The organism is Plantactinospora sp. WMMC1484, from assembly GCF_049315195.1.
In the GTDB taxonomy this organism is placed as follows: Bacteria; Actinomycetota; Actinomycetes; order Mycobacteriales; family Micromonosporaceae; genus Plantactinospora.
On the sequence record NZ_CP186055.1, the window covers coordinates 6,960,794 to 6,973,594 of the forward strand.

Here is a 12,801-nt window from a genome sequence, read left to right on the forward strand (position 1 = left end):
CGGCGGGTTGACGGGAATGTCGTCACTGGCCGAGCAGCAGGTCCTTGACCTCCTTGAGCGCGGCGTCGACCTCGGCCTCGAAGTAGCCGCCGGGCACCAGACCGAATCGGGTGATGTCGAGGTCGGCGGGGTTTACCGGCATCGGGCCCCGTCCCGCCATGCTGCCCAGAATCCCGTCGAACAGCCGATCGACCTGGTCCGGGTCGTAGCCGCTGCCGAACCTGCGCACCTGGAAGGACCGCCGGATATGATCGATCCGGGCCATGTCGCTGCCGGGCGGACCCATCAGGGGTGGACCGCCGAGCCCGGGAGGACCACCCATCGAGGGGCCACCCCCTGACGGGGCGCCCATCGGCGGCGGGCCGCCGGCCGGCGGAGGCATCGGTGGCACGGCCCCTCCCATGCCACGTCCCGGCCCGCGAACGTCCCGGTCCGGCATCCGGATCTCGGCTGTCATGTCCGTTTTGCCGCGACGTCCCGGCTCGAAGCCGTCGAAGCGCTCCTCCGGCCCGAGGCCGCCCGCCGACCCTCCGGGAGCGCCCGGGGTACGCGGCGGAAGTGGTGCGCCCGTGCCGCGCTGCGGCTCGAACCCACCCCGCTGAGGCTCGAAGCCACCCCGCTCGCGCTCGAACCCACCCCGCTGAGGCTCCAGCCCACCCCGCTGAGGCTCGAAGCCACCCCGCTGAGGCTCGAACCCGCCCCGCTCGCGCTCGAACCCACCCCGCTGAGGCTCCAGCCCACCCCGCTGGGGCTCGAACCCGCCCCGCTCGCGCTCGAACCCACCCCGCTGAGGCTCGAAACCGCCGCGTTGGCCGCCGAAGGTCCCGGTCGGCTCGTCGAACTGACCGTACGGGTCGTTCGGCGGGCCGGCCTGGGCCGGCATCGGCCGTGGCGGCGGCCCGGGCGGCACGGTCCGATCGTTGCGCATCGGCGGGCCCATGCGGTCTTGCGGGCCCATGCGGTCTTGCGGGCCCATGCGGTCCTGTGGGCCCATCCGGTCCTGTGGGCCCATCCGGTCCTGTGGGCCCATCCGGCCCGGCGCCCCTCGATCGGCCAGCCGTGGGTCCGCCCCGCGCCCGGCGGCACCGCCGCGCTCCTCCAGCTCGGCGATCTGCCGCTCGACGCGGTCGAGGTGCAGGTCCACCTGCCACTCGTCGTAGCCTCCGAAGCGCACCCGGAAGACGACGTCGTGCACCTCCTGGGAGGCGACCGGCGCGCCAACCTGCTCACCGGCGAGCGTGGCCTCGACACGATCGAGGAACGAGTCCACCTCATCGACCTTGTAGCCTCGCCGGAGCGCCTTGCGCCGGAAACGCTGACCCTGACTCGCCACTATGTCTCCTGCTTCGCTCGCTCGCTTCGCTCGCTCACGCCACCGCCCCGCCACGCGCGCCGGCGCCGCAAGCGGCACTACCAAGCCTGTCGACCCGGTCGCTCACCCTGTCACCTCGGCGGCGGCCAGTTGGCCGCACGCACCGTCGATCTCGCGCCCCCGGGTGTCCCGAACGGTGGTCGAGACACCGGCCGCACGGAGCCGCCGGACGAACTCCCGCTCTACCGGCTTCGGGCTCGCGTCCCAGCGGCTACCCGGAGTCGGGTTGAGCGGGATCAGGTTCACGTGGGTCAGTCGACCAGCCAGCAGCCGACCAAGGAGGTCGGCACGCCACGGCTGGTCGTTCACATCTCTGATCATCGCGTATTCAATGGACACGCGACGCCCCGTACGCTCCGCGTAGTGCCATGCGGCGTCCAGCACCTCGGCAACCTTCCACCGTTGGTTGACCGGAACCAGTTCGTCGCGCAGCTCATCATCGGGCGCATGCAGCGACAACGCAAGAGTCACCGACAGACCCTCGTCGGCCAACCGCCGCATCGCGGGGACCAGACCGACGGTGGAGACGGTGATGTGCCGCTGGGAGAGGCCGAGACCCTCGGGGGCGGGTGCGGTCAGCCGTCGCACGGCGGCCACCACCCGGGCGTAGTTTGCCAGCGGCTCGCCCATGCCCATGAACACCACGTGGGACAACCGGGGCGGGGACCCGACGACCGCGCCGGACGCGGCCACACCGGCGAGATGAACGGCCTGGTCCACGATCTCGGCGGTGGAGAGGTTGCGGGTCAGCCCCGCCTGCCCGGTCGCGCAGAACGGGCAGGCCATGCCGCAGCCGGCCTGGCTGGAGATGCAGACGGTGACCCGGTCGGGATAACCCATCAGCACGCTCTCCACCAGCGATCCGTCGTGCAGCCGCCACAGCGCCTTGCGGGTGGCGCCGCCGTCGCAGGCCACTTCACGTACCGGCGTGAGCAGGTGGGGAAGCAGCTCGGTCGCGATGCGGTCCCGGGCGGCAGCGGGCAGATCCGTCATCCTCGCCGGATCGCGGACGAGCCTGCCGAAGTAGTGCGTGGAGATCTGCCGGGCCCGGAAGGCGGGCTCCCCCAACTCGGCGACGGCCGCCTGCCGTTCGGGCAGGTCGAGGTCGGCGAGATGTCGGGGCGGCATCCCCGCACGGCGCGACGGCACGAGCCCGGTCGGGGCCTCGGGCGCGATCTGGATCAAGGGTTGGCTCGTCATGGCACGTCCAGTCTCCCACGTCCGCGCGACAACGCACCTGGCCGGAGGGACCCATCCGGCGACCAGGGCCGGACCACCTGGATGTGCAGGCTCATCGCACCTCTCAGCCGGCCGGGACGAAGATCGCCAGCAACAGGTAGGCGGTGGGCACCGCGAAGAGGATCGCGTCCAGCCGGTCCATCAACCCACCGTGCCCCGGCAACAGGTTGCTCATGTCCTTGACGCTGAGGTCCCTCTTGATCAGGGACTCGGCGAGGTCGCCGAGGACCGCCGCGACCGAGACCGCCACCCCGAAGAGCGCACCCCACCACAACGCGACGTCGAGCAGGATCGCCAGCAGCACGGAACTGCCCACGGCGGCCGCCAGCACCGAGCCGGCAAAGCCCTCCCAGGACTTCTTCGGGCTCACCGAGGGAGCCATCGGGCGCTTGCCGAAGGCCACGCCGGCGGCGTACCCGCCGGTGTCGGAGAGGACCACCGCGACCAGGGTGGCCAGCACCCGGAGGTCGCCGTCGGCCGGCTCGGCGGCGAGTAGCGCCGCGAACCCGCCGAGGAACGGCACGTAGACCGCGATCAGGGTCGCCGCCGTCATGTCCCGCTGGTATCCGGCCGGACCGTCCCCGAGCCGCCAGACCATCGTCGCCAGGACCGTCACCAGCAACCCGAGGCTGAGCGCGTCGGGCCCGGCCCACCAGGCCAACCCGACCATCAGCAACCCGCCGGCAACCAGCGGCACGAGCGGCGGCTGCATCCCGGCCGGGCGTACCGCCCGGGTCATCTCCCAGATGCCGACGGCGACCGCGAGCGCCACCACGACCAGAAAGGCCGGACGGAACAGGAAGAGCGGGACCACGATCGCCGCGCCGAGCCCGAGCCCGACGGCGATCGCGGCCGGTAGATTCCGGCCGGCCCGGGACGGTCCGGCCGGCTTGCCGGAGCGGGTCGCGCGGCGCCGGCCCGGGCCGCGCCGCGACAGCGGCTCCGGGTCGCTCCCCGACTCCGGACCCGCCGTTGGCTGCGGATGCGTCGGTGGCCGCAGGTCCGCCGGCGACCGCGACTCCGTGCCCGGGTCCGGGTCGGCACCGACGAACGGCCAGCCGACCGGATTGGTCGGCGCGTCCATCCCCGCCTCCGCTCCGGCCCGGACTCCGCCGCCACCCTGGGCGCCGCGCGACCGGTCGCCGCCATCGCGGTACGCCGGCACGCCGTAGTCGAGGCCGGCGGGGTGCTCGGCACCCGGCTCGACCGAGCGCCACTGGCTCGTCGGATCCGGTACGCCCTCGGCCGGATGCCCGTTGCGGTGCATGGTCGACCTGCCCGGCCGGTGCGCGGAGCCGGGGTACTCGTCGGCGGCTCCCGGGTACGGCGTCACCGGGGACGCGTCGGTCGGCGTCGAATAGGCGTCGGGCGCGGCACCACCGTGCCGCGCCCGAGCCCAGGCGTCTTCTCCGGCCGGCCGCGGTCGGCTCGACGGCCCGTCCTGGCGTCCCGGGCCACGGGACCATTCGGGACCGCGGGGTTGCTCCGGCCGCGGCCGGCCACCCGGCTCCGCGCTACCGCCGTAGGGGTCGACGTGGGACATCAGACCTCGAGCAACTCGGATTCCTTGTGTTTCACCAACTCGTCGACGTGGGAGACGTACCTGTGCGTGAGGTCGTCCAGTTCCTTCTCGGCACGCCGGCCCTCGTCCTCGCCCGCCTCGCCGTCCTTGACGATCCGGTCGAGTTCCTCCTTACCCCGGCGGCGAATGTTCCGGATCGCCACCTTGGCTTCCTCACCCTTGTGCCGGGCCACCTTGATCATGTCCCGACGTCGCTCCTCGGTCATCTGCGGCAGCAGGATGCGTAGTTGGTTGCCCTCGTTGTTGGGGTTCACCCCGAGGTCGGAGTCGCGGATCGCCTTCTCCATCGCCTGTAGCTGCGACGCGTCGTACGGCTTGATGATCGCCATCCGCGGCTCGGGCACCCCGACGGAGGCCATCTGGGTCAACGGGGTGGGACTGCCGTAGTAGTCGATAATGATCTTGGAGAACATCGCCGGAGTCGCCCGCCCGGTGCGGATGGCGCCAAACTCCTCCTTGGCGTGCTCGACGGCGCGCTCCATCTTCTCCTCGGCCTCGAGGAGGGTGTCGTCGATCACCTGCTCCTTCGCCTCCCTCTGCTGGCTACTGCTCCGAAAAAACTCCACCCGTGCCCCACCCGCCGGCCGGGCCGTTCCGACTCAGGTCGTGATGAGCGTGCCGATCGGCTCGCCGGCGACCGCCCGGACGATGGTGTCGTCACCCTCGGCGCCGAACACCAGCATCGGCAGGCCATTCTCCTCGCAGAGGCTGAACGCGGCGGCATCGGCGACCCGGAGGCCACGACGCAGCACCTCGGAGAAGGTGATCTTGTCGAACTTGCTGGCGCCGGGGTCGGTACGCGGGTCGGCCGTGTAGACGCCGTCCACCCCGTTCTTGCTCATCAGCACCACGTCGGCACGGATCTCCAGCGCCCGCTGCGCGGCGACCGTGTCGGTGGAGAAGTACGGCATGCCGGCGCCCGCCCCGAAGATCACTACCCGGCCCTTCTCCAGGTGCCGGATGGCCCGCAGCGGAATGTAGGGCTCCGCCACCTGGGCCATCGTGATCGCGCTCTGCACGCGCGTCTCCACACCCTCCTTCTCCAGGAAGTCCTGCAGCGCGAGGCAGTTCATCACCGTGCCGAGCATGCCCATGTAGTCGGCGCGGGCCCGGTCCATGCCGCGCTTCTGCAGCTCGGCGCCCCGGAAGAAGTTCCCGCCGCCGACCACCACGGAGACCTGCACGCCCCGGCGCACCACGGTGGCGATCTGCCGCGCGATGGCCTGGACGACGTCCGGGTCGACGCCGATGGCCCCACCGCCGAAGACCTCGCCGGAGAGCTTGAGCACCACCCGGCGGGCCCGTCCGGGTGGTGGCGCCGTCGGATCGTCCGCCGCCAGGGTCCGGTCACTCACGAGCTGCGTCATCCGACCCGCCTTTCCCACGCCGGAACGCCGGCGCCCAGTTCAGCCAACCTGCCGCTGCTGACCCTACGTGACGAGGAGGCCGCGGTGTCCGTTGCATACACCTGCGGCCTCCCCTCCGTGTCGACTCCGCCGTGACCCCGGGTCGCGACGGTCCAGGCCCACGAGACGCCGCAGGCCTCACGACCGCCACGACCCGCGCCTGCCGACCGCCACGACTCAGGCCTGGCCGACCTCGAACCGGACGAACCGGGTCACCTCGATGCCGGCCTCGGCGAGCACCTGCTTGACGGTCTTCTTGTTGTCGGCAACCGAGGACTGCTCGACGAGGACGTAGTCCTTGAAGAAGGCGTTGACCCGACCCTCAATGATCTTGGACAGCGCCGCCTCGGGCTTGCCCTCCTCGCGGGCGGTCTGCTCGGCGATCCGCCGCTCGGAGGCGACGGTCTCGGCCGGCACCTCGTCCCGACTCAGGTACTTCGGGCGCATCGCGGCGATCTGCATGGCGACACCCCGTGCGTCGGCGTCACCCGCCTCGTCGGCCTTGCCGGCGTACTCGACCAGCACGCCGACCTGCGGCGGCAGGTCCTGGGCCTTGCGGTGCAGGTAGACCGCGACCGTTCCGTCCAGCGCGGCGAAGCGGTTGAGCACCAGCTTCTCGCCGATCTTGGCGGACTGCTCCTGGACGGCGTCGGCGACGGTGCGACCGTCGGGCAGCGTACTGCCGAGCAGCCCCTCGGCGTCCCGCACCCCGGCCTGCGCCCCGTGCTCGACCAGGAGCTGCGCGAACGCGATGAAGTCGGTGTTCTTGGCGACGAAGTCCGTTTCGCAGTTCAGCTCGAGCAGCGCCTTGCCGGAGTGCGCCACCAGGCCGTTGGCGGCCGTCCGGCCGGCCCGCTTGCCGACATCCTTGGCGCCCTTGACGCGCAGGATCTCGACGGCCTTGTCGAAGTCGCCCTCGGCCTCGGTCAGGGCCTTCTTGCAGTCCATCATGCCGGCGCCGGTGAGGTCCCGGAGCTTCTTGACGTCCGCGGCGGTGAAGTTGGACATGACTCTCTCTTCGGTGTGTAACGCGGCTGATTCGTGGTCTGCGGCTGATTCGTGGTCTTCTGCGGTTACCCCCGATCGGGGGCCGCCGTGCCTGCTACCGGTGTTGGCTGCTGCCCGGTGCGGGTCCGCCGACCGGGAGCGGCCGGCGGAACCCGACACCGAAGATCACTCGGCGGCGACGCCCGCCGGCTCGCCGGCCTTCTGCTCCGAGTCGCCGGCCGCCTTCTTCTCGTTGTCCTCGATCAGCTCGCGCTCCCACTCGGCGAGCGGCTCGTCGGCGCCGACCACGCCCGGCTCGGGCTTCTCGTCGGTGCCCCGACGCTTGCCGGAACGGGCGATCAGACCGTCACCGACGGCCGCCGCGATGACCTTGGTCAGCAGCTCGGCGGAGCGGATCGCGTCGTCGTTACCCGGAATCGGGAAGTCGACCTCGTCCGGGTCGCAGTTGGTGTCGAGCACCGCGATCACCGGGATGCCCAGCTTGCGGGCCTCGTCGACGGCGATGTGCTCCTTCTTGGTGTCGACCACCCAGATCGCGGCGGGGACCTTCTGCATGTCCCGGAGGCCGCCCAGGGTGCGGGTCAACTTGTCCTTCTCGCGGGAGAGCTGCAGGGTCTCCTTCTTGGTGTAGCCCTGCGCGGTGCCCGAGAGGTCGCCGAGGGCCTCCAGCTCCTTCATCCGCTGCAGCCGCTTGTAGACCGTCTGGAAGTTGGTCAGCATGCCGCCGAGCCAGCGGTGGTTCACGTAGGGCTGCCCGACCCGGGTCGCCTGCTCGGCAATCGCTTCCTGGGCCTGCTTCTTGGTGCCCACGAAGAGGATGCTGCCGCCCTCGGCCACCGTCCCGCGCACGAAGTCGTACGCCTTCTCGATGTAGTCGAGGGTCTGCCGCAGGTCGATGATGTAGATGCCGTTACGCTCGGTGAAGATGAAGCGCTTCATCTTCGGGTTCCAGCGCCGGGTCTGGTGTCCGAAGTGGACACCGCTCTCCAGCAGCTGGCGCATGGTCACCACGGCCATGGTGAGGTGCTCCTTCAGTTGTCCCTGGTTGTCACGCCGGGCCGGCGGCCTGGCGTCCTGGCGCCTGATCGCCGGCCATGGCGGACCCGATCAAGATCGGGACCAGGGGGCCGTCGCTCCACGGACTCACCGTGGAGAGGGCACGCGAGGTCGACCGCGCGAGGCGGTCGCCAATCGCCAAGTGTACGCCCCCGCCGGACCCACCAACGCACAAACCCCCGCCCACCACCACTCACCGGCGCATCCGTTGCACTCGGCAGACCTCGCGGGCGGCCTCACGGGCGGGCCTGGCGGGCGGCCTCACGGGCGGGCCTGGCGGGCGATCGGGTCAGCCGGCTGCGAGTGCCGCGGCGAGGAAGAGCACCAGGCCGATGCCGAGATACCCGGTCGGCGGCCGGAGCCATGCCCGCACCGGATCACCGAACGCGGTGGCGCTGGTGACCAGGCCATACATTCCGGCAGCGAAGATCGGCAGACCCAGCACCACGAAAATGCCGGAAAGCACCGCGGACGGCACAACGGGATCACCGAGTACTCCGGCGAGGAGTAGGCGTACCGCCGGCACCTCGAAGATCACCGTGAGCACGGCCAGGACCACCGCCAGAGCGGGCCGGCGGGTCCGGTACACGCCGTCTCCGGTGGCCGCCCCGAGTCCGCCGGGCAGTCCCGGTGATGGCTGTGCCGGTGATGGCGCTGGGGAGGTCGGACGGCCCGGTGCCGTCCGGTCGATCGCCTCGGTGTGGCGGCTTGACGGGTCGCCGCCAGCCGGTACCGCGCTCCCGCCAGCCGGTACCGCGCTCCCGCCAGCCGGTACCGCGCTTCCACCGGCCGGTGCGGCACTCCCGCCGGCTGGAATGGCGCCTGCCCCGGCCTGCGGGTCGACCTGCGGCACCAGGTCGGTGGGTTGGCCCAACGCGCCCATCTGGTCGGCGACGCCGCCTCCGGCCGGCTGCACGATCGGGTAGCCCGCCAGCGGCGACCGCGCCGGTTCGCTGTTCGGTTGGCTGACGGTCACGCCGTCCGTCGCTGACCGAGCCTGGGGATCGCGCTCCCCAGGTGGCGCAGCGGCCTGGAACTGTCCGACCGGGTTTCCGGTCCACTGAGCAGGCGGATAGCCGGGGTCGGGCCGGGCCGGACCGGTACCGAATGCCGGCAACGGCACCTCCAGGGCCGGCCGGGCCGGGTCGAACCCGCTGGTCGGCGCGAAGCTGGCGTACCCGGCAGCGTCCGGGAAGTCGCCGTCCCGCGGCGCGGGTGCCGGGTACCGGTCGGCGGCGGCGGTGCCCTCCGGTGCGCCGAAAGGGTGCGGTCCGGCGTACGGGTCGGCGCCAGCATCGTAGGGCCGACCGTGCCGGGCGCCCGGTGTGGGAGCGGCAGGCTGGCTCGGCGCCGCCGGAGGTTCCGTGCGGGGGTACCGGTCGGTACCGGCGCCGTACCACGGCTGGTCGGCGTAGCCACGGTCGCCGTCCCGCCAGTCCGGGGCCGGCTCTTCCGAGAAGTTGCGTTGTTGCTCCACGGCCCCGCACCGTATGTGACCTGCCGCCTCCTCGCCACCCGGGCCGCCCGGTCGCCACGTCGCCGGCCTCGGTTCCGGGGTGTTTTCCTCCTGTTCCGGCCGGTCCGGCCCGGCCCTGCTCTCCGCGCCTCCGACGCCGCCAGGATCAGCGGCCCCAGCAGAACCCTTGGCAGCCCCTTAGCAGCCGAAGGACTTGATCGTCCGGCTGTCCACAGCACCCCTGGATATCCACAGCCGCGTGACCCCGGGTTGGCCGTGGCACCCGCCGGGCGCCAGGGTCCACGCCATGACAGCAGCGAGACAGGCGGTCGGGGCGTACGGAGAGAGATGTGCCGTGCGCCACCTGGTCGAGGCTGGCCTGCGGGTGGTGGTCCGCAACTGGCGGTGCAGCCACGGTGAGATCGACATCATCGCCTGGGAGGGCGAGGTCCTCGCCTTCTGCGAGGTCAAGACCAGACGGAGCGGCACGTTCGGCACGCCGGCCGATGCCGTGGAGGGTCGGAAGGTCCGGCGGCTGCGGCGGCTGGCCCTCGAGTGGCTGCGAACCAGCGGCGTTCATCCGGAGCAGATCCGGTTCGACGTCATCGAGGTGTATCCGGCGCGCAACGGCCCTGCCCGGATCGAACACCTACGCGCGGCCTTCTGACCAGGTCGGTCTGCACCCTCTCGACGTCGGCGACACCAGGCACAGACTGCCGTGCCGTCACCCGACGCCCGCCACCACCAGCCCGAGACGATCATTATTGCCATGCCGTGGCAGTAGGGTCAGACTCGTCGGCATGCCCGCCGTCGCACCTGGCCCGCATGACCGCCCGGTGGGGTCGATCCGGCGATCCCTCTTCCTGCACTCGCCGATCCACCGGTCGCCCCACACGGTTCTGCGGCAGCTCCTCGAGGTGGTCGACGACGACACCCCGCCGAGCGGACCGGACGGACCGGTCGCCCGACTGGAGCGACGGATCGCCGACCTGCTCGGCACGGGGTCGGCACTGTTCTTTCCGACAGGCACGATGGCACAGCAGGTGGCGCTGCGGATCCATGCCGAACGCCGTGGCCGGAACGCGTTCGCCGCACACCCGCAGAGCCACCTGGACGTCTGGGAACGGCGGGGTTACCACGTCGTCCACGGGCTGCGGTTCCACCCGGTCGGTGACCGCCACCAGCTGATGACCGGCGCGGATCTGGCAGCGATCGGCGAGCCGCTGGCCGCGGTCGTCTGGGAGTTGCCACAGCGGGACATCGGCGGGCAGCTCCCGGAATGGGACGAGCTGTGCAGCCAGGTCGCGACGGTACGGTCCCGGGGCGCGGCGGCGCATCTGGACGGCGCCCGGCTGTGGGAGGCACAGACCTACTACCGGCGGCCCTTCGACGAGATCGCCGCACTCTTCGACACCGTCTACGTCTCGCTCTACAAGGCCCTCCTGGGCATCCGTGGCGCCGTTCTCGCCGCCGACGCCGCGACCCTCGGCGAGGCGGCGGTGTGGCGCAGCCGCCTGGGCGGGGCGATCCACGATGCCTGGCCGCTCGCGTTGGCGGGCCTCGCCGGCCTGGACAACCTGCTGCCCCGGATGCCGGCGTTCCGGGAGCACGCAATCGCGCTCGCCACCGCGATCAACACCGACGGCACGGCGCTGGCCTGGCCGGATCCGCCCCAGACGCCGATCTTCCACGTCCATCTGCCGGCGCCGAAACGGGCCGTCGAGCGGGCCGGCGAGGCGATGATCGCGGAGCGGGGCGTCCAGCTGTTCGGCAGAGTGCTCTCGGCGCCGGATCCGAGGCGGTGCAGCTTCGAGGTCACCGTTGGCGAGCAGGCCATGGACTTCGCTCCCCAGGAGGTGGTCGCCCTGCTGTGCGAACTGCTCGACCGGGCCGCGACGGGGCCCTCCCCGGCCTGAGCGGGAGGCCCGCGCGGAGTGTGCCGCCACGCCATACTCCGCCACGCCATACTCCGCCACGGCCGGGCCGACCACGCATAGCACAGCCACAGCATGATCGTCCGGACATCCACAGGGACCGTGGTTGTCCACAGGCCGCCCCGCCGGGCATGTCCAGCCCACGCTGGTCGGGCACCGTCGGCACCATGCCGATAGCGCCAGACACCTCCCCGGGGGCGTGCCGATGAGTTACGCCAAAGTGCTCTGCGTCGGACTGGTCGGGGTGACCGGCCATGTGGTCGAGGTCGAAGCCGACGTGGCCGCCGGCCTGCCCACCGTTCTCCTCTCCGGACTGCCCGACACCGCGCTCAACGAGGCCCGGGACCGGGTACGTGCCGCGATCGTCAACTCCGGACAGCGCTGGCCCAACCGACGCATCACCGTGAACCTGCTCCCCGCGACCCTGCCGAAGCACGGGTCGGCGTTCGACCTGGCCATCGCGGCCGCCCTGCTGGGTGGTGCGGGCGAGATGCCGCTCGCCCCACTGGACCGGGTCGCCATCCTCGGCGAACTCGGACTCGACGGGACCGTCCGGCCCGTCCGGGGCGTACTCCCGATGGTCGCGGCGGCGGCCCGGGCCGGGATAGACCGCGTGGTCGTGCCCCTCGGCAACGCGGCCGAGGCGTCGGTCGTGCCGGGCGTACAGGTCCGGGCCGTCGATGCCCTGCACCGGCTGGTGGCCTTCGTCCGCGACGGTGCCCCGCTGCTCGACCCGCCCTCTCCGCCGGCCGTAACGCCCCGGCCCGGGCCCGATCTCGCCGACGTCGCCGGACAGGGGCTCGGGCGGCGGGCACTGGAGGTGACCGCCGCCGGCGGGCACCACCTGGCCCTGCTCGGCCCGCCCGGTGCCGGCAAGACCATGCTCGCGGAGCGGCTGCCCTCGATCCTGCCGGAGCTGGACGACGAGGCCGCACTGGAGGTGACCGCGCTGCACTCGATCGCGGGTCTGCTGCCTCCGGACGGCCAGCTCCTGCGCCGGCCACCCTTCCAGGCCCCACACCACACCGCGACGATCGCCTCGCTGGTCGGCGGCGGCTCGGGACTGGCCCGACCAGGAGCGGTATCGCTGGCCCACCGCGGGGTTCTCTTCCTCGACGAGGCTCCCGAGTACGCCAGGGGCGCGCTCGAGGCACTCCGCCAACCGCTGGAGAGCGGCCGGATCGTGTTGACCAGGGCGCAGGGCGGGACGGAATATCCGGCCAGGGTGCAGTTGGTGGTGGCAGCCAACCCCTGTCCCTGCGCAAAGCCCTCCGGTGACATCTCGTGCGAGTGCCCACCGCTGGCCCGCCGCCGCTACCTCGGTCGACTCTCCGGCCCGCTGCTGGACCGGCTGGACGTGCAGGTGACGGTGCAGCCGCTGCGAGCGGCCGAGCTCATGGCCGCGGGGCAGACCGTCGAATCCTCCGCCGTGGTCGCCGAACGGGTCGGCAAGGCCCGAGCCGCCGCCGCTGCCCGCTGGGCCACCGACGGATGGCGGATCAACGCCGAGGTGCCCGGCCCGCAGCTGCGCCTTCCCCGGTGGCGGTTGCCGGCACGGGAGACGTACGCCCTGCGCCGCCTGCTGGACAGCGGCGTGCTTTCCGCCCGTGGCTTCGACCGGGTGATCCGGGTCGCGTGGAGCATCGCCGACCTCGACGGCCGGTCGCGCCCGGACGCGGGTGACGTCGAGGAGGCCACCCAACTGCGCACCGGGAGCGCCACATGAGCAGACCAGCGGATAGTGGTCC

General features: G+C 72.0%; 11 protein-coding genes. 3 read left to right on the top strand and 8 right to left on the bottom strand.

What is annotated here, in order from left to right:
- Positions 1-22: 22 nt before the first annotated feature.
- The 8 genes from ACN28C_RS29900 to ACN28C_RS29935 form a co-directional block, all read right to left on the bottom strand.
- On the bottom strand, positions 23-1,333 hold the full coding sequence (locus tag ACN28C_RS29900; RefSeq protein ID WP_422770837.1) for a DivIVA domain-containing protein: 1,311 nt from the start codon (positions 1,331-1,333) through the stop codon (positions 23-25).
- 102 nt (positions 1,334-1,435) lie between these two features.
- Complete coding sequence (rlmN, locus tag ACN28C_RS29905) at positions 1,436-2,572, bottom strand: 23S rRNA (adenine(2503)-C(2))-methyltransferase RlmN (protein WP_422770838.1); 1,137 nt, start codon at positions 2,570-2,572, stop codon at positions 1,436-1,438.
- Between the two features lie 103 nt (positions 2,573-2,675).
- Positions 2,676-3,944 carry a phosphatidate cytidylyltransferase gene (locus ACN28C_RS29910; protein ID WP_422770839.1) on the bottom strand — a complete coding sequence of 423 codons (1,269 nt, stop codon included), beginning with the start codon at positions 3,942-3,944 and terminating at the stop codon, positions 2,676-2,678.
- Between the two features lie 209 nt (positions 3,945-4,153).
- Positions 4,154-4,711, bottom strand: coding sequence for a ribosome recycling factor (gene frr, locus ACN28C_RS29915; RefSeq protein WP_422774861.1), 558 nt, complete (start codon positions 4,709-4,711; stop codon positions 4,154-4,156).
- A gap of 81 nt (positions 4,712-4,792) precedes the next feature.
- Positions 4,793-5,560: a UMP kinase gene (pyrH, locus tag ACN28C_RS29920; protein ID WP_422770840.1), complete on the bottom strand. Its 768-nt coding sequence runs from the start codon at positions 5,558-5,560 to the stop codon at positions 4,793-4,795.
- 216 nt (positions 5,561-5,776) lie between these two features.
- Entirely contained in the window at positions 5,777-6,607 is an 831-nt protein-coding gene (tsf, locus tag ACN28C_RS29925; RefSeq protein WP_422770841.1) for a translation elongation factor Ts, read from the bottom strand.
- A 165-nt stretch (positions 6,608-6,772) separates the two neighbouring features.
- Positions 6,773-7,624 carry a 30S ribosomal protein S2 gene (gene rpsB / locus ACN28C_RS29930; protein WP_422770842.1) on the bottom strand — a complete coding sequence of 284 codons (852 nt, stop codon included), beginning with the start codon at positions 7,622-7,624 and terminating at the stop codon, positions 6,773-6,775.
- Positions 7,625-7,952: 328 nt separating this feature from the next.
- Positions 7,953-9,140: a hypothetical protein gene (locus tag ACN28C_RS29935; protein WP_422770843.1), complete on the bottom strand. Its 1,188-nt coding sequence runs from the start codon at positions 9,138-9,140 to the stop codon at positions 7,953-7,955.
- Between the two features lie 286 nt (positions 9,141-9,426).
- Between ACN28C_RS29935 and ACN28C_RS29940 the strand changes: the two genes are divergently transcribed.
- The 3 genes from ACN28C_RS29940 (at position 9,427) to ACN28C_RS29950 (ending at position 12,779) form a co-directional block, all read left to right on the top strand.
- On the top strand, positions 9,427-9,786 hold the full coding sequence (locus tag ACN28C_RS29940; RefSeq protein ID WP_422770844.1) for a YraN family protein: 360 nt from the start codon (positions 9,427-9,429) through the stop codon (positions 9,784-9,786).
- A gap of 133 nt (positions 9,787-9,919) precedes the next feature.
- Complete coding sequence (locus ACN28C_RS29945) at positions 9,920-11,035, top strand: threonine aldolase family protein (RefSeq protein WP_422770845.1); 1,116 nt, start codon at positions 9,920-9,922, stop codon at positions 11,033-11,035.
- Between the two features lie 223 nt (positions 11,036-11,258).
- A complete protein-coding gene (locus ACN28C_RS29950) occupies positions 11,259-12,779 on the top strand; it encodes a YifB family Mg chelatase-like AAA ATPase (RefSeq protein ID WP_422770846.1) in 1,521 nt (506 codons plus the stop codon).
- Positions 12,780-12,801 lie beyond the last annotated feature (22 nt).

Bases quoted from the DNA above. Each gene is read 5' to 3' on its own strand.
- ACN28C_RS29950 (WP_422770846.1), top strand. From the start codon at position 11,259: ATGAGTTACGCCAAAGTGCTCTGCGTCGGACTGGTCGGGGTGACCGGC.
- rpsB (WP_422770842.1), bottom strand. From the start codon at position 7,624: ATGGCCGTGGTGACCATGCGCCAGCTGCTGGAGAGCGGTGTCCACTTC.
- ACN28C_RS29945 (WP_422770845.1), top strand. From the start codon at position 9,920: ATGCCCGCCGTCGCACCTGGCCCGCATGACCGCCCGGTGGGGTCGATC.
- ACN28C_RS29940 (WP_422770844.1), top strand. From the start codon at position 9,427: ATGACAGCAGCGAGACAGGCGGTCGGGGCGTACGGAGAGAGATGTGCC.
- tsf (WP_422770841.1), bottom strand. From the start codon at position 6,607: ATGTCCAACTTCACCGCCGCGGACGTCAAGAAGCTCCGGGACCTCACC.
- pyrH (WP_422770840.1), bottom strand. From the start codon at position 5,560: ATGACGCAGCTCGTGAGTGACCGGACCCTGGCGGCGGACGATCCGACG.
- rlmN (WP_422770838.1), bottom strand. From the start codon at position 2,572: ATGACGAGCCAACCCTTGATCCAGATCGCGCCCGAGGCCCCGACCGGG.